Annotated in this window: 11 protein-coding genes; 8 read left to right on the top strand and 3 right to left on the bottom strand. The window is 67.5% G+C overall.

Annotated features, from left to right (window positions below; translation table 11 throughout):
- Nucleotides 1-114 precede the first annotated feature (114 nt).
- Genes ASE82_RS08020 through ASE82_RS08010 form a run of 3 tightly spaced genes read right to left on the bottom strand, consistent with a single transcriptional unit; the run spans nt 115 to nt 2,125 of the window.
- Nucleotides 115-855: a thioredoxin domain-containing protein gene (locus tag ASE82_RS08020; protein ID WP_056051660.1), complete on the bottom strand. Its 741-nt coding sequence runs from the start codon at nt 853-855 to the stop codon at nt 115-117.
- A 26-nt stretch (nt 856-881) separates the two neighbouring features.
- On the bottom strand, nt 882-1,547 hold the full coding sequence (locus ASE82_RS08015) for a thioredoxin domain-containing protein (protein ID WP_056061185.1): 666 nt from the start codon (nt 1,545-1,547) through the stop codon (nt 882-884).
- Nucleotides 1,547-2,125 carry a DUF721 domain-containing protein gene (locus tag ASE82_RS08010; RefSeq protein ID WP_056061827.1) on the bottom strand — a complete coding sequence of 193 codons (579 nt, stop codon included), beginning with the start codon at nt 2,123-2,125 and terminating at the stop codon, nt 1,547-1,549. Before ASE82_RS08010 ends, ASE82_RS08015 begins: the two co-directional genes overlap by 1 nt.
- A 26-nt stretch (nt 2,126-2,151) precedes the next feature.
- On the opposite strand from ASE82_RS08010, the gene mutY reads away from it, so the two are divergent.
- The 8 genes from mutY (at nt 2,152) to ASE82_RS07970 (ending at nt 16,152) form a co-directional block, all read left to right on the top strand.
- The gene (mutY, locus tag ASE82_RS08005; RefSeq protein WP_056061182.1) at nt 2,152-3,201 is read left to right on the top strand and encodes an A/G-specific adenine glycosylase; all 1,050 of its coding nucleotides are present in this window, start codon (nt 2,152-2,154) and stop codon (nt 3,199-3,201) included.
- Nucleotides 3,198-4,550, top strand: coding sequence for a serine hydrolase domain-containing protein (locus tag ASE82_RS08000; protein WP_056061179.1), 1,353 nt, complete (start codon nt 3,198-3,200; stop codon nt 4,548-4,550). Before mutY ends, ASE82_RS08000 begins: the two co-directional genes overlap by 4 nt.
- A 5-nt stretch (nt 4,551-4,555) precedes the next feature.
- A complete protein-coding gene (gene nudC, locus ASE82_RS07995; protein ID WP_056061825.1) occupies nt 4,556-5,485 on the top strand; it encodes an NAD(+) diphosphatase in 930 nt (309 codons plus the stop codon).
- 17 nt (nt 5,486-5,502) lie between these two features.
- Nucleotides 5,503-6,909 (top strand): L-serine ammonia-lyase, encoded by a 1,407-nt coding sequence (locus ASE82_RS07990; RefSeq protein ID WP_056061178.1) that lies wholly within the window; start codon nt 5,503-5,505, stop codon nt 6,907-6,909.
- Between the two features lie 10 nt (nt 6,910-6,919).
- Complete coding sequence (locus tag ASE82_RS07985) at nt 6,920-8,953, top strand: M3 family metallopeptidase (RefSeq protein WP_056061175.1); 2,034 nt, start codon at nt 6,920-6,922, stop codon at nt 8,951-8,953.
- Nucleotides 8,954-8,961: 8 nt separating this feature from the next.
- Entirely contained in the window at nt 8,962-10,026 is a 1,065-nt protein-coding gene (locus ASE82_RS07980) for a PLP-dependent cysteine synthase family protein (RefSeq protein WP_056061172.1), read from the top strand.
- A gap of 7 nt (nt 10,027-10,033) precedes the next feature.
- Complete coding sequence (locus ASE82_RS07975; protein ID WP_056061169.1) at nt 10,034-13,576, top strand: hydantoinase B/oxoprolinase family protein; 3,543 nt, start codon at nt 10,034-10,036, stop codon at nt 13,574-13,576.
- Between the two features lie 272 nt (nt 13,577-13,848).
- A complete protein-coding gene (locus ASE82_RS07970) occupies nt 13,849-16,152 on the top strand; it encodes a glycoside hydrolase family 3 C-terminal domain-containing protein (RefSeq protein WP_056061166.1) in 2,304 nt (767 codons plus the stop codon).
- The last annotated feature ends 289 nt before the right edge of the window (nt 16,153-16,441 follow it).

Raw genomic sequence — 16,441 nt, 5'->3', positions numbered from 1 at the left:
AGGCCGGGGCCCAATTGGGAGACGGCGCTAACGAAAGTTGCGCTCCGTTACTGCGACCTTTCCAATTGGGCCCCGGCCTTCGCCGGGGTGGTAGTTACTGGTGGCGGGGTTAGCTTACGCCCCAGCCGCCTTCAGCGCCTTCTCCATCTGATCCCAGCTCACGACCTGATCGAGCTTCTTGTCGTTGATCAGGAACGTCGGCGTGCCCGTAACCGTCCCGGCCTGCATCGCATTCTCGGTCGGCTTGGCCATTACTTCCAGCTGCTTCTGATCCGCGAGGCAGGCGCGCGCCTTCGCCTCCGGGATCCCGCGCTGCTTGACGAAATCGATCGCGCCCATTTGTTCGGCGAGCTTGGTCGCGACGACCGTCGGCGGCTGGTTGGCGAGCGCCTTCTGCTGGTCGGGGGTCATCGCCTGGAGCTTGTCGAGGAAGGCGATCTGGTTGCCGTACATCTGCTCGAGGATCGGGAAGAACGGCGCGACGCCGCCGCACTGGCCGAGCAGGGTCAGCGCCACGTCGGGCGCGCCGTGGACGAGGAAGTCGCGGAATTCGAAGCTGACCTTCCCGGTCGAGACGTACTTTTCGGTCAGCGGCTTGTACGCTTCGCGGCCGAACGCACCGCAGGTCGGGCACGAGCGTGCGCCGTATTCGACGAGCTTGATCGGCGCGTTCGGGTTGCCCATCAGGTAACCCTCGGGGGTCTTCACGACGGTCTCGGTCCAGTTCTGGCCGGCGGGGGCTGCGGCGGCCGCGACGGGCGCGGCGGCGGGCTGGTCGACGTTACCGGTCGAGTCGTTCTTCGAGCAGGCGGCGAGCGCGAGCGGCAGGACGGCGAGCGTGGTCAGGAACTTCATCGGGTTACTCCAGTGGATCACGTGAATTAACGGGCGCCTGCCTTGCGGAGCGCGGGTTCGAGCTGTTCCCAGCCGACGTGCGGGACGAGTCTGCCGTTGAGGTAGAAGGTCGGCGTCGAGTCGATCTCCTTCGGCGCGTCGGCAGTCAGTTTGACGATGCGGTCGATCTCGGGCTGGTTGGCGAAACACGCGTTGATCGCCGCGTCCGAGAGCCCGCGTGCCTTGACGAACGCGGTCAGGCCGGAGCCGTCTGCGTTGGCGCGGATCTGGGCCGCTGCCGGGTACATGTTCAGGCGCGCGGCGTTGCCTTGCTGGTATTCGATTCCGCGCTCGAGCCATTGCGGCTGTGCGGCGAAGATCGCGGACGAGGTGGCGGAGAAGCCTCTCGGGCCGGTGCAGCGGGCGAGGATCGCTGCTGCCAGATCGAGCCGGTCGCGGATGAAGCTGCGGACTTCTAGGCTGGTCGAGCCGGACGCGATCATCTGGCGCTTCAGCACGGGTTCGGACTTTACCGAGAAGTCGGCGCAGTGCGAGCAGGTGTAGCTGGCGTATTCGACCAGCTTCACGCGCGCGGCGGGGTTGCCGATCAGGTAGGCGCCCGAGGGGAGGATGCGCGCGGTCTGCGACCAGTCGCGCTTGGGCGCGGCGCCGGTCAGGAGGAAGAGGGCGGAGACGGCAAGGAGGACGCGCATCAGTTGATCCTGGGAAGGCCGTGCGTCGAGGCGACGCCGGCGGCGAGGGATTCGAGGACGGCGCGCAGTTCCGGATCGGCGATGCCCTTCAGGCTCATACCGAGATCGACGGGGACTGGGCGGATCGAAGGCGGGGCCTTCCGCGGGACGGGGGCGGCGACCTCGCCCTGGCGGATCGCGACCTTCACGATGGCCGCGTAGCCGAAGAAGCGGTTCACGCGCTCGATGATCTCGGGGGCGATGTGCTGCATCATCGGTGCGTGCGCGCCGCGGACGGTGAGGGTCAGGACGCCGTCCTGTTTCTTGCCGACCGGGAAGCGGATCGATTCGGGGATGCTCGCGCCCGCCAGTTTCGCGCCGACGATCTCGGGCCAGCGGCTGACGATCGACGACTGGACGAAGCCGAATCGCCGGAATGCCGCGCCGCCGATCGCGGGCAACAGCTCGGCGACCGCGCGTGAGCGGTTCTCGCGCGGGGCGTCGGGGTCGGTCCTGCCTTTAATGCGCCCTGACGCAGACTTGGTCGTCGCCGGCTTGGGCGTCGCAGATTTTGGCACAGAAACGGGCGGCTTGCTCATCTGCGAACCCATGCCATAGGCGACGCGTGAACGCCAAGCGCTCTTCGGTCTCCGGGGCCCTGCTCGACTGGTATGACGCGCATCGCCGCGACCTGCCGTGGCGCGCGAAGCCGGGCGAGACGATCGATCCGTACCGGGTGTGGCTGTCCGAGGTGATGTTGCAGCAGACGACGGTGGCCGCGGTGACGCCGCGGTTCCTCGCGTGGACCGCGCGGTGGCCGGATTTCGCGAGTCTGGCGGCGGCGGATGACACCGATGTGATGGCGGCCTGGGCGGGGCTTGGCTATTATGCTCGGGCGCGCAATCTGGTGAAGGCGGCGAAGGCTGTGGTGGCCGAGCATGGCGGGGAGTTTCCGCGGACCGAGGTGGAGCTGCGCGCGCTGCCTGGGCTCGGCGCTTACACGGCCGCAGCGGTGGCGGCGATCGCGTTTGGCGAGCGCGCGGTGGTGGTCGATGCGAATGTCGAGCGGGTGGTCGCGCGAGTGTTTGCGATTCAGACGCCTTTGCCGGCTGCGCGACCGGCGATTCGGGTGGCGGCGGATTCGATCACGCCGGATGCTCGGGCGGGTGATTTCGCGCAGGCGATGATGGATCTGGGGTCGGGGATCTGCACGACGCGCGCGCCGAAGTGCCTGCTGTGTCCGATCCGCGCGTTTTGCGAAGGCTTCAAGCAGGGCGCGCCCGAGCGGTTGCCGGTGAAGGCGAAGAAGGCGGCCAAGCCCCAGCGGTACGGGACGATCTTCTGGCTGGAGCGCGACGGGCAGGTGTTGCTGGTGCGGCGGCCGGACAAGGGTCTGCTGGGCGGGATGAGGGCGTTTCCGACCGGGCCTTGGGGTGATGTTCCCCCCGGTTTCGAGGATGCGCCGGCGCAGGCCGATTGGCGGATGTTGGACGCAACCGTCGCGCACGGATTTACGCATTTCGATCTGCAACTGACGCTTGCGGTGGCGACGGTCGAGGCGCATCAACCGCGCGTTCCAACGGCAAGCGAATGGTGGCCGATCGACGAGCTGGATACCGCCGGGCTCCCGACCGTTTTCGCCAAAGCCGGCAAGACCATACGGAGAGCTGCATGAAACTGGTGCACTGGATTTCGACTGGCGGACTTGTTGCGCTGGCCGCCGCCACGGCCTATGCCCAGCAGGCGCAATCGCGCCAGCAGGTCAGCCCGCAGGCTCGGCCGACGCCGCGGATGACGATCCCGGTCAACGCGCTGCTGCCTGCCACGTCCGCGTTGTTCGACAGCTATGTCGCGCAGGACAAGATGCCGGGGATCGTCGGTGCGTTCGGCGCCGGCGACGGTCCCACGCTGTTCCCGTCAGCGGGGAAGATCAGCGACGCCCCCAATGCTCCGGCGGCAGGCCCCGATTCGCTGTGGCGCGTCTATTCGATGTCCAAGCCGATCACCGGGATGTCGGCGATGATGCTGGTCGAGGACGGCAAGCTCAACCTCGACGATCCGGTCAGCAAATACATCCCGGCGTTCAAGGACATGAAGGTGGCGACCAGCCCCGACACGTCGCTCGCCACGCGCCCGGCGACGCGGCCGATCACGATCCGCAACCTGCTGACGCATACCGCGGGGCTCGGCTACACGATCGTCACCAAGGGGCCGCTGCTCAAGGAATATGAGCGGCTCGGGATTCTGCCGCTGTCGGTCAGTGCGGCGATGGAAGAGAAGATGCGGCCCGTCCGGCCGAAGTCGCTCGAGGAGTTCGTCAACCGCGTCGCGACGCTGCCGTTGATCGCGGATCCGGGTACCAAGTGGAGCTATTCGATCGGGCTGGACGTGATGGGTCGGGTGATCGAGGTCGCGAGCGGCATGAGCTTCGAACGGTTCGTGCAGACGCGGCTGTTCGATCCGCTGAAGATGAAGTCGAGTTTCTGGCAGGTGCCGCGGAGCGAGATCGGGCGGCTCGCTACCAACTACGCGTTCGTCGGCGATACGCGGACGCCGCTCGATCCGGCGGCGAACTCGGTGTTCGCGCAGAAACCGAGCTTTCCGTACGGCGGCGCGGGACTGGTGATGTCGGCGCGCGATTACGATCGGTTCCTGCACATGATCCAGGACGGCGGCACGCTCGACGGCGTGCGCGTGATGAAGCCCGAGACGATCGCGCTGGCGACGTCGAACCTGTTGCCGGCGGGCGTCGTGTTCGGCGGTATCGGCGGCGGCACCGGAGGGACGCAGGGGAGCAACATGGGCTTCGGTGCGGGCGGTTCGGTGGTGCTCGCGGATACGCCGAACGGACCGGGCAAGGGCACCTATGCCTGGGGTGGTGCGGCGGGCACGATCGCATGGGTCGATCCGGCGAAGCATTCGCGCGGCAACGTGATGGTCAATTACTTCCCGGCGGACCGGATACCGCTCCGCCAGCAGGTGGTCGCGGCGCTGATGCAGGATGCGGCGAGGTTGCGCCGATGAGCGTGATGGACGCACCTGGGTTTACCGGCGGGACGCTCGACCGGTCCGATGCATTGCGTCACGATCCGGAAGGGCTGGAGGCGGCGCAGCGCGACTGGCGTGCGCGGTTGCTGGTGCTCGACGGGTTGCTGCCGGGCACGACCGACGACGGGCACCTCGCCTGGACGTCGATGGCGGACATGCCGGACGATGCCGAGCCGATCCTGCTCGGGCTCGACGAGACCGGGCGGCCGCATTTCGCGGCGCTGTTGGCGGGCATGCGCGTCGACAATGCACCAGCGATGCGGTCGCCTGCGCTGATGGCGGTGCTGGCGTCGCTCGCGCCCGGTGAGGCGGCGACGTACGCTGGTGCGCGGAGCGTGATCGACTGGCATGTCCGGCATGGTTTTTGCGCGAAGTGCGGTTCGCCGACCGAAATGTTCCGGGCGGGGTGGGCGCGGAAGTGTCCGAACTGCGGGACCGAGCATTTCCCGCGCGTCGATCCGGTGGTGATCATGATCGCCGAGCATGACGGGCGTGCGTTGCTCGGGCGCGGCAAGGGGTGGCCGCCGGGGCGGTATTCCGCGCTCGCCGGTTTCGTGGAGCCGGCCGAGTCGATCGAGGAGGCGGTCGCGCGTGAGATCCTCGAGGAGTCGGGCGTTCGGGTCGGCAAGGTGCGCTATATCGCGAGCCAGCCCTGGCCGTTTCCGTCTTCGTTGATGATGGCGTGCGTCGCCGAGGCCGAGGACGATGCGATCACGCTCGACGTGAACGAGCTCGAGGATGCGATGTGGGTGCCGCGCGAGATGGTGCGCGCGGTGTTGCGTGGGGAGGAGGGGCCGTTCGTCGCGCCGCCGCCTTATGCGATCGCGTACACGCTGCTCACGGAATGGGCTCAAGAAATGGGCGGGGGAATAGGCGCTGAGTCAGCTTCGGATGGACGGCGCGGGGTATAGTCTCGTAACGGCGATGCATGACCCCGCTGACCTTTGATCGCCCGGACGAGCAGACTCGCGCTCGCCCCGATTGCCACCAGGCGATCAGCATCCTCGACCTGTTCACGATCGGGATCGGGCCATCGAGTTCGCATACCGTCGGGCCGATGCGTGCTGCGTGGTTGTTCGCCGACCTGGTCGCGGACGAGCAGCCGGTGGCGGTGCGCGTCGACCTTTATGGTTCGCTGGCGCTGACCGGGCGGGGGCATGCGACCGACAGTGCGGTGATGTTGGGCCTGAGCGGCGCGCAGCCGGAGACGATCGATCCGGACCTGATCCCGGTGCGGCTGGCAGCGATCCGGTCTAGCGGGCGGCTTATGCTGGCCGAGCGAGTGGAGATCGGGTTCGAGGAGAGCCAGCACCTTCTGTTCCATGCGCAGACGTTCCTGCCGGGGCATCCTAACGCGGTGACGTTCACCGCCTCGTTCGGCGACGGGCGGAGCGTCGAGCGGACCTATTTCTCGATCGGCGGCGGGGCGATCGTCGAGGCGGGCTCGGGGCCGGTGAAGGCGAACATCCTGTTGCCGCGGCCATTCTCGTCGGGGGCGGAGCTGCTCGCGACCGGCGATGCCACCGGCATGACGATCGCCGATATCGTCCGCGAGAACGAGATCGCGTGGCGGCCTGAGAGCGAGACAGATGCGTTCCTCGACGCCGTCCGCGGCGCCATGTTTGCGTCGATCGATCGCGGGTGTCGGCAGGGTGGCATTTTGCCGGGCGGGCTGAAGGTGCCGCGGCGGGCGAAGGCGCTGTTCGAGGGATTGCAGGCGCGCGATACCGCGGCGGATCCCTCGGCCGTGTTCGAGTGGGTCAGCCTGTACGCGCTCGCGGTGAACGAGGAGAATGCGGCGGGTGGCCGCGTCGTGACCGCGCCGACCAATGGTGCGGCGGGTGTGTTGCCGGCGGTGCTGCGCTTCTACGAAACGTTTACGAAGGACCCTACGCCGAAGGGTGCGCATGATTTCCTGCTGACCGCGGCGGCGATCGGGTTTCTCTACAAGAAGCGCGCGTCGATTTCGGCGGCGGAGATGGGGTGCCAGGGCGAGGTCGGCGTCGCCTGCTCGATGGCGGCGGGCGCGCTCGTCGCGGCGCTCGGCGGGACCAACGAACAGATCGAGAATGCCGCCGAGATCGGGATGGAGCATAACCTCGGCCTGACCTGCGATCCGATCGGCGGGCTGGTCCAGATCCCGTGCATCGAGCGCAACACGATGGGTGCGATCAAGGCGATCAACGCCGCGTATCTGGCGCTGCGGGGGGACGGTCGCCATATCGTCAGCCTCGATGCGGTGATCGAGACGATGCGCCAGACCGGTGAGGACATGCGCTCGCAATATAAGGAGACGTCGCTTGGTGGCCTGGCCGTCAACGTCGTCGAATGCTGAAGGATTTCTCATGACTGCCCCGACGAACCCGCTTCTCGATACGCTGTCGCTGCCCCGTTTCGCCGAGCTGTCGCCCGACCAGATCGCGCCTGCGCTCGACGAGGCGATCGCGCGGCATGAGGCGATGGTCGAGGCGCTGACGACCGCGCGGCCGACCGATTTCGCGGGTGCGTGGCTGCCGTACGAGCGCGCGAATACCGAGATCGGCGCGATATGGTCGGCGGTGTCGCATCTGCACGGCGTCGCGGACACGCCCGAGCTGCGCGCGGCGTATTCCGAGGGGCAGAAGCGGCTCGTCGAGAACGACATGAAGGTCGGGCAGAACCGCGATTTGTACGAGGTGTTCGTGGCGCTGAGCGTGTCGCCCGAGTTTGCCGATTTGGCCACCGAAGACCGGGTCGCGGTGGAGCAGGCGATCCGCGACTTCACGCTGTCGGGCGTGGCGCTGGAGCCTGAGGCACGGGACCGGTTCAGCGAGATTTCGGTCGAGCTGTCGGGGTTGTCGAACGAGTTCGGCAGCGCGGTGCTCGATGCGACCGATGCGTGGTCGGAACTGGTGACGGATGAGGCCGATCTCGCGGGGATTTCGGACGCGGACAAGGCGATGTTCGCGGATGCCGCCAAGGCGAAGGGGCAGGCGGGCTGGCTGGTCACGCTGCAACAGCCGAGCGTCAACGCGGTGCTGACCTTCGCCGAGAACCGTGAGTTGCGCGCCCGCATGTACCGTGCATTCGCGACACGCGCGTCGGATCAGGGGCCGAACGCGGGCGAATTCGACAACAGCGCGCGGATCGCACGGATCCTCGAGCTGCGGCACGAGGGCGCCAAGCTGCTCGGCTTCACCGATCCGGTCGCGTGGTCGCTGGAGACCAAGATGGCCCCGAATGGTGCCGAGGTGATCGCCTTCCTGCGCGATCTGGCGCGGCGGGCGAAGCCGGCGGCGAAGCGCGACCTCGCCGAGCTCAAGTCGTTTGCCGCCGAACATCTGGGGATCGCCGATTTCGAGCCCTGGGATGCGGGCTTCGTGTCGAACCGGTTGCGGCAGGATCGCTACGCGGTCGATGCGCAGGTGGTGAAGGCGTATTTCCCGGTCGAGCGCGTGATGGAAGGCTGGCAGATTCTGATGCAGCGGCTGTTCGGCATCAAGCTGGTCGAGCGTGACGACGTGTCGCTGTATCACGACGACGCACGCTTCTTCGACGTGGTGGACGAGACAGGGACGGTGTTCGCGGGTCTCTACCTCGACCTGCACGCACGTACCGGCAAGCGTGGTGGCGCATGGATGGCGCAGGCGCGGCCGCGGTTGCACGACGGCAATACCGTGACGGTGCCGGTCGCGTATCTCGTCTGCAATTTTGCGCCGGATGGGGGCGAGACGCCGTCGCTGCTGAGCCACAACGACGTGACCACGCTGCTGCACGAGACCGGCCACTGCATCCATTTGCTTTTCACCAAGGTGAACCGGCCGAGCATCGCCGGCACCAACGGGTTCGAGTGGGACGCGATCGAGCTGCCGAGCCAGCTGATGGAGGATTTCGCCTGGGACAAGGACGTGCTGACCGGCATGTCGGGCCACTACAAGACCGGCGAGACGCTCCCCGCCGACCTGTTCGAGCGGATGGTGAAGGCGCGGCATTTCCAGGCGGGGATGTTCATCCTGCGCCAGGTCGAGTTCGCGCTGTTCGACCTGCTGCTGCATCTCGGCACGATGGGCAGCGATCCGATCGAGGTGATCGAGGCGGTGCGCGACGAGGTGGCGGTGATCCGCCCGCCGGAATGGCACCGCTTCCCGCACGCGTTCAGCCACATTTTCGCAGGCGGCTATGCGTCGGGCTATTACAGCTATCTCTATGCCGAATTGCTGGCAGCCGATGGCTTCGAGGCGTTCGCGGAGGCTGGCCTGGTCGATCGCAAGACCGGCGACCGGTTCCGCGAGGAAGTGCTCGCGCGCGGTGCGACGCGGCCGGCGGCGGACAGCTTCCGTGCGTTCCGCGGGCGTGACCCAGAGCCGACCGCGATGCTGGTTCGTCACGGGCTGCAATGACGCCTGCAATGACGGGGAAGCGCGTCGACCGGCGCTGGTTGTCGGAGGCGGTGCGGCGGATCGAGGCGGACTATAACCGGTCCGCCGACACGCACCTCATTCGGGTGGATTTGCCGCGGTATCCCGGCATTGTGCTGTACCTGAAGGACGAGAGTTCGCATCCGACCGGCAGTCTCAAGCACCGGCTCGCGCGGTCGCTGTTCCTGTATGCGCTGTGCAACGAATGGATCGGGCCGGAGACGACGGTGATCGAATCCTCGTCGGGGTCGACCGCGGTGTCGGAGGCGTATTTCGCCAGGATGCTGGGGCTGCGGTTCATTGCCGTAGTGCCCGCGACGACCGCCAAGCCAAAGCTCGACGCGATCCGCTTTCACGGCGGCGAGATCCACATGGTCGACGATCCGCGCACGGTCTACGCGGTCTCGCACCGGCTCGCGGCGGAAACCGGCGGGCATTATCTTGACCAGTTCACCTACGCCGAGCGGGCAACCGACTGGCGCGGCAACAACAACATCGCCGAGAGCATCTTCGCACAGATGGCCGAGGAGGAGCATCCGTGCCCGTCCTGGATCGTCTGCGGCGCGGGGACGGGCGGCACGTCGGCGACGATCGGGCGCTTCATCCGCTATTGCCGGCACGACACGAAACTGTGCGTCGCGGACCCGGTGCACTCGGTGTTTCACCGCCATTTCGAGGACCGATCGGTGGTTGCGTTGCCGGAGGGGTGCGCGTCGCGGATCGAGGGGATCGGGCGGCCGAGGGTCGAGCCGAGCTTCGTGCCGAGCGTCATCGACCGGATGATCGCGGTCGAGGACGCCGACAGTATCGGTGCGATGCGCGCGCTGTCCGACCGGCTCGGGCGGCGCGTTGGTGGTTCGACCGGGACCAACCTCTGGGCGTGCGCGCAGATCGTCGAGGAGATGGCGGCGGCGGGCGAGACGGGGAGCATCGTCACGCTGTTGTGCGATGGCGGCGACCGCTATGGTTGCACCTATTACGACGATTCATGGCTCGACGATCGCGGGGTCGCGTGGACCGATCCCGCGGCGCGGATGACGCAATTTCTGGGCTGAGTAACCGATGACCACATGGCAGTTCTGGATCGACCGCGGCGGCACGTTCACCGATGTCGTCGCGCGGCAACCCGATGGGCGGATCGTCACCGCCAAGCTGCTGTCGGAAGATCCCGAACGCTATGATGATGCGGCGGTCGAGGCGATCCGGCGGTTGACCGACGGGGCGGACGTGCCGCTTGAACTGCGGATCGGGACGACGGTCGCGACCAACGCGCTGCTCGAGCGCAAGGGCGAGCCGACGTGTCTCGCGATCACCCGCGGGTTCGGCGATGCGCTGCTGATCGGGCACCAGGAACGCGCCGACATCTTCGCGCGAGACGTGAACCGCCCACCGCCGCTGTTTGCGCATGTCGTGGAGATCGACGAGCGGGTCGGGGCGGAGGGCGACGTGCTCCGTCCGCTCGACGTCGACGCGGCGCGCGCGGGCTTGCAGGCTGCTTTTGATAGTGGACTTCACGCGGTCGCGATTGTTCTTATGCACGGCTATCGCTTCACGGCGCACGAGGAAGCGCTGGCGGCAATCGCGGCTGAGATCGGCTTCACCCAAATCTCGGTCAGTCACCGCGTCGCGCCGCTCATAAAGCTGATCGGGCGCGGGGATACGACCGTCGTCGATGCGTATCTGTCGCCGGTCGTCGATCGCTATGTCGCAGGGCTCAGCGACGCGCTGGGGCAGGGCGCGCTGTTCATGCAGTCGTCGGGCGGACTGGTCGACGGCGCAGGCTTTCGCGGCAAGGATGCGATCCTCTCGGGCCCCGCGGGCGGCATCGTCGGCATGGCCGCGACCGCGCGTGAGGCCGGGTTCGAACAGATCATCGGCTTCGACATGGGCGGCACCTCGACGGACGTGTCGCATTATGCCGGCACCTACGAACGCGACACCGAGACACTGATTGCTGGCGCCCGCATCCGCGCGCCGATGCTGCGGATCCACACCGTCGCGGCGGGCGGCGGCTCGATCTGTCGGTTCGATGGCGAGCGGCTGATCGTCGGCCCCGAGAGCGCAGGCGCGGTGCCGGGGCCGGCGTGCTACCGCCGCGGTGGGCCGCTCACCGTCACCGATTGCAACGTGATGCTCGGCAAGGTTCGCCCCGAATTCTTCCCGGCGTTGTTCGGGCCGGCAGGCGACCAGCCGCTCGATGCCGAGGCGGTGGCTGCCCGGTTCGCGGAACTGCCGCTTGATCCGCAGGTCGCCGCCGAAGGGTTCATCGCGGTTGCGGTGGCGAACATGGCGAATGCGATCCGGACGATCTCCGTCGCGCGCGGGCATGACGTGACGCGCTACACGCTGGCGTGCTTCGGCGGGGCCGGGGGGCAGCATGCGTGCCTCGTCGCCGATGCGCTGGCGATGGACCGGGTGATGATCCACCCGCTGGCCGGGGTGCTGTCGGCATACGGAATGGGGCTGGCCGACCGCCGGGTTCTTCGCGAGGCTACGTCGGGCGCGGCGTTCGCGAATTACGCTGAGATCGTCAAAGCGTTGGACGGGCTGGCGGAGGCCGCGCGCGAAGCACTGGTAGCGCAGGGCGTCACGGCGGACTACGTCCGGATCGAACGCCGCGTGCATCTTCGCCGAGGCCAGACCGACCACACCATCGAACTCGATCTCGATGAACCGGCCGTGATGATCGCCGCGTTCGACGTCGCGCACATCGCGCAGTTCGGGTTTGCCAGCGAAGCACCGCTGATCGCCGACCGGATCGTCGCCGAGGCGATCGCCGAGAGTCCGCCGATCGACGCCGCGCTCGTCGCGTTCCCCGAAGAGCCAGCCGCGCCGCTGTCGGTCGCGCCCGTCTACATGGCCGGCGCATGGCACGACACGCCCGTCCTTGCCCGCGAAGGCCTCCCCGCCGGACACGCGATCGATGGCCCCGCGCTGATCCTCGACAGCGTCTCGACCACCATCGTCGAGCCCGGTTGGCGTGCGCGCGTCGATCCGATCGGCAATCTGATCCTCGACCGCATCGCCCCCCGTATCGGTGCCAGCGTCGGCACCGAGTCCGATCCCGTCCGGCTCGCGATCTTCGCCGGACTGTTCATGAGCATCGCCGAGGAGATGGGCGCCGCGCTCCAGCGTTCCGCGGCCTCGGTCAACATCCGCGAACGCCTCGACTTCAGTTGTGCTCTGTTCGACGCGCACGGCAACCTCGTCGCGAACGCGCCGCACATTCCAGTTCACCTGGGGTCGATGGGCGAGAGCATCCGCACGATCATCGACGCACGAGGCGGCGGCGCAGACGGCCGCGGTATCCGCCGCGGCGATGCCTACGCGCTCAACGCGCCGTATCGCGGCGGCACGCACCTGCCTGACATCACCGTCATCATGCCGGTCTTCGCAGACGATGACGGCGATGCGCCGGCATTCTTCGTAGCCGCCCGCGGGCATCACGCAGACGTCGGCGGTATCACGCCCGGATCAATGCCGCCCGAGAGCCGCTCGGTCGAGGAAGAGGGCGTGCTGCTCGACGACGTGCTGGTGGTCGACGAAGGTCGCTTCCTCGAAGCGGAATTGCGCGCGGTGTTCGCGTCCGGCCCCTATCCCGCACGCAACGTCGACCAGAATATCGCTGATCTCGCCGCACAGCTGGCAGCCTGCACACGCGGCGCGACTGGTCTCATACGACTCGCGAACGAGTACGGCACGGACGTCGTCGCTGCTTACATGGAGCATGTCCAGGCCAATGCCGACGCCGCGGTCCGCCGCCTGATTGCGACGCTCGACGACGGCACGTTCGCCTACGAGATGGACGATGGCGCCGTCGTCCGCGTGGCGGTCGGCGTCGATCGCGATGCCGCGACGATGGAGGTTAATTTCGCCGGCACCAGCGACCAGCGCCCGACCAACTTCAACGCCCCCGTCTCGATCGTCCGCGCGGCGGTGCTCTACGTCGTCCGCGCGCTGATCGACGAGGCCGTGCCGCTCAACGACGGCTGTCTGCGCGGCGTGACGATCCGCGTGCCCGAAGGCTCGATGCTCAACCCGCGCTATCCGGCGGCGGTCGTCGCCGGCAACGTCGAGACTAGCCAGGTCGTCACCGACGCGCTGTTCGGCGCGCTCGGCGCGATGGCCGCCAGCCAGGGGACGATGAACAACTTCACCTTCGGCAACGCCGTGCACCAATATTACGAGACGATCGCCGGCGGGGCAGGCGCGGGCCCCGGCTTCGATGGCGCCTCGGTGATCCAGACGCACATGACGAACAGCCGGCTGACCGACCCGGAAGTCTTCGAAACGCGCTTCCCGGTGTTGCTGGAGGAATTCTCGATCCGCGGCGGCTCGGGTGGGGCAGGCGCGCATAACGGCGGCGACGGGGCGACGCGGCGCGTGCGCTTCCTCGAAGACATGACCGCCTGCATCCTCGCCAACCGCCGCCGCGTGGCGCCGTTCGGGATGGCCGGCGGTGACAGTGGCGGGCTCGGCTCGGCATCGGTCGAGCGCGCGGATGGCGGCGTCGAACGGCTCGGCTCGACGGCCAAGGTGGACATGCACGCCGGCGACGTGTTCGCGATCGAGACACCAGGCGGGGGCGGGTTCGGCCAGGCCTGATCGCACCCGCGCCACGCGAGGAAGGACTTTCGGCTGATGGCGGAGGCGCTCGCTGACGTTCGGTAGAGCGTTGCGCCTCCTTCTGCCCCCCTCCCTGAAAGGGAGGGGCAGGGGGTGGGTAGGCCGGCTTGGGTCGCCGACGTTCCACGATCCGGAAACCGACCCACCCCCAACCCCTCCCTTTCAGGGAAGGGAGCCCTTGCGACGGCTGGTTGCGGTAACGCGACGAACGCGGCACACATGGCATACTAGATTCTCGTGAAAGTGAAGCCATGACCGCATTTCGTTCCCGCGCCCTGTTCGTCCGTTTGCTCGCGGGATCGGTGCTGGCGATCGCACTGCCCGCGGTAGCGCAAACGACCAACAACGCACCCGGTGCGGCGGCGGCGCGGACCGAGGCTCCCAAGGCGCGGCCCTGGATGAACACTGCGCTGGGGGCCGATGCGCGCGTCGATCTGCTCCTCAAGGAGATGACGCTCGACGAGAAGCTGCAGCTCACCTTCGGTTACTTTGCGACCAATGCCGACTGGCTGAAGACGCCGGTCAAGAACTGGGTCTATCCGAAGGACGGCCTGGCCGCGTCCGCCGGGATCGTGCCCGGCATCCCGCGGCTCGGCATCCCCAGCCAGTGGCAGACCGATGCCGGCGTCGGTGTCGCCAGCCAGCGCGGGCCGACGCCGCGCCTGCGCACCTCGCTGCCCTCCGGGATCGCTACCGCGGCGACCTGGAACCCGGAACTGGCGCAAGCCGGCGGCGCGATGATCGGCAACGAGGCATTCCTGTCGGGCTTCAACGTGCAGCTTGCGGGCGGGATGAACCTGACGCGCGAGCCGCGGAACGGCCGCAATTTCGAATATGGCGGTGAGGATCCGTTGCTGGCGGGCGTCATCACCGGGCACGAGATCAAGGGGATCCAGTCGCAGCACGTCGTATCGACGATGAAGCATTACGCGTTCAACGGGCAGGAGACGAACCGCAACAACATCGATCACAAGATCGGCGAACAGGCCGCGCGCCAGTCCGACCTGCTCGCGTTCGAGATCGCCAACGAGGTCGGCCAGCCCGGCTCGGTGATGTGCTCGTACAACCGCGTGAACGGTCATTATGCATGCGAGAACGACTGGCTGCTCAACACCGTCCTGAAGCGCGACTGGGGCTTCAAGGGCTATGTCATGTCCGACTGGGGCGCGACGCATTCGACTAGCGAAGCGGCAAACGCCGGGCTCGACCAGCAATCTGGCTGGGCGTTCGATCGCTCGGCGTACTTCGCGGATGCGCTGCGCGAGGCGGTCAACAACGGTCATGTGACTGAGGCGCGCGCGACCGACATGGCGCGGCGCGTACTGTGGGGGATGTTTTCCGTAGGAGCGTTCGACAAGGTCGTGGCGGGTGATCGCGCCACGGCGATCGATTACGCGGCGCATGCTGCAGTGACCCGCGCGGATGCGGAAGAGGGCATCGTCCTGCTCAAGAACACCGCGGGGCTGTTGCCGATCGCCAAGACGGCCAAGTCGATCCTGCTGATCGGCGCGCATGCCGATGTCGGCGTGCTGTCGGGTGGCGGTTCGAGCCAGGTCTATTCGCACAACGCGCCGGCCAACGGCTTGATCGTGGCGGACGAATTCCCGAGTGGGTTCCCGGGGCCGAAGACGTATCACGCGTCGTCGCCGATGAAGGCGTTGCAGGCGCGGACCGGCGCGACCGTGACGTATCTCGACGGCAAGGACGTCAAGGCGGCCGCCGCGGCGGCGCGGAAAGCGGACATCGTCGTCGTGTTCGGCGAGCAGTGGACCGGCGAGTCGTTCGACGTGCCCGACTTGAACCTGCCGGCTGGCCAGAACGCGCTGATCGACGCGGTCGCGGGGGCGAACAAAAAGACGGTGGTGATGCTCGAAACCGGCGGGCCGGTGGTGATGCCGTGGCTCGGCAAGGTCGGGGCGGTGCTGGAGGCGTGGTACCCGGGTACGGCTGGCGGTGAGGCGATCGCGCGCGTGCTGACCGGCGAGGTCAATCCGTCGGGGCATCTGCCCGCGACCTTCCCGGCGTCGCTCGCGCAGATCCCGCGCCCGAAGCTCGAAGGTGATCCCAAGCTCGACCGCGATTCGCATCCGATGGGCAATTACGACGTCGAGGGCGCCGCGGTCGGTTATAAGTGGTTCGACAAGACCGGCGCGAAGCCGCTGTTTCCGTTCGGTTATGGACTTTCCTATACGAACTTTGCCATGAGTGGTTTGACGGCGGCGCCCGCCGGCAAGGGCGTCAAGGCGGACTTTACCGTCCAGAATACGGGTGCGGTGCAGGGCAAGGCTGTCGCGCAGGTCTATGTGTCGGGCGCCGGCTGGGAGGCCCCCAAGCGGCTCGGCGCCTTCCGCAAGGTCGATCTGGCGCCCGGCAAGAGCCAGACGGTGTCGATGACGATCGATCCGCGATTGCTGGCGACGTTCGATGTCGCGAGCGGTGGGTGGAAGATCGCTGGCGGCGACTACAAGGTGATGCTGGCGACGTCGGCGGCGGATGTCGTGCAGACGGTGACGGTGCGGGTCGCGGCGCAGACGTTGGATCGTGGGGGAAAGTGAGGGCTCGCCCGTTCGTTCCGAGTAGGGGGCGAGCAGCTACGTAGGAGCGTATCGAGACGGCGTATCGAGGGACGGGGTGTCGCGCGGAACCTGTACCTCGATACGAGTCCTCGATACGCCCAAGGGGGCTACTCGGTCTCTACTCGGCACGAACGGGTGTGGAGCGGGGTGCACGACCCGACGCAGATCGGGTGAGGCGACGCTGCCGGAAAGCGGCATGAGGTGAAGGTCCGTCGCCGGGCGAAGACCCCCCTTACGTCGTACCGTATTCGTCCCCCTCTCTCGTTGG

It is taken from the genome of Sphingomonas sp. Leaf230 (assembly GCF_001421745.1).
In the GTDB taxonomy this organism is placed as follows: Bacteria; Pseudomonadota; Alphaproteobacteria; order Sphingomonadales; family Sphingomonadaceae; genus Sphingomonas.
The sequence above is the reverse complement of the archived record's forward strand: the minus strand, read 5'-3'. Positions and strand labels throughout refer to the sequence as shown.

What these genes read in the sequence shown, in the direction of transcription:
- ASE82_RS07990 (WP_056061178.1), top strand. Translation starts at nt 5,503, where the DNA reads ATGACCCCGCTGACCTTTGATCGCCCGGACGAGCAGACTCGCGCTCGC.
- ASE82_RS07975 (WP_056061169.1), top strand. Translation starts at nt 10,034, where the DNA reads ATGACCACATGGCAGTTCTGGATCGACCGCGGCGGCACGTTCACCGAT.
- ASE82_RS07970 (WP_056061166.1), top strand. Translation starts at nt 13,849, where the DNA reads ATGACCGCATTTCGTTCCCGCGCCCTGTTCGTCCGTTTGCTCGCGGGA.
- ASE82_RS07980 (WP_056061172.1), top strand. Translation starts at nt 8,962, where the DNA reads ATGACGGGGAAGCGCGTCGACCGGCGCTGGTTGTCGGAGGCGGTGCGG.
- ASE82_RS07985 (WP_056061175.1), top strand. Translation starts at nt 6,920, where the DNA reads ATGACTGCCCCGACGAACCCGCTTCTCGATACGCTGTCGCTGCCCCGT.
- ASE82_RS08010 (WP_056061827.1), bottom strand. Translation starts at nt 2,125, where the DNA reads ATGAGCAAGCCGCCCGTTTCTGTGCCAAAATCTGCGACGCCCAAGCCG.
- ASE82_RS08020 (WP_056051660.1), bottom strand. Translation starts at nt 855, where the DNA reads ATGAAGTTCCTGACCACGCTCGCCGTCCTGCCGCTCGCGCTCGCCGCC.
- nudC (WP_056061825.1), top strand. Translation starts at nt 4,556, where the DNA reads ATGGACGCACCTGGGTTTACCGGCGGGACGCTCGACCGGTCCGATGCA.
- ASE82_RS08000 (WP_056061179.1), top strand. Translation starts at nt 3,198, where the DNA reads ATGAAACTGGTGCACTGGATTTCGACTGGCGGACTTGTTGCGCTGGCC.
- ASE82_RS08015 (WP_056061185.1), bottom strand. Translation starts at nt 1,547, where the DNA reads ATGCGCGTCCTCCTTGCCGTCTCCGCCCTCTTCCTCCTGACCGGCGCC.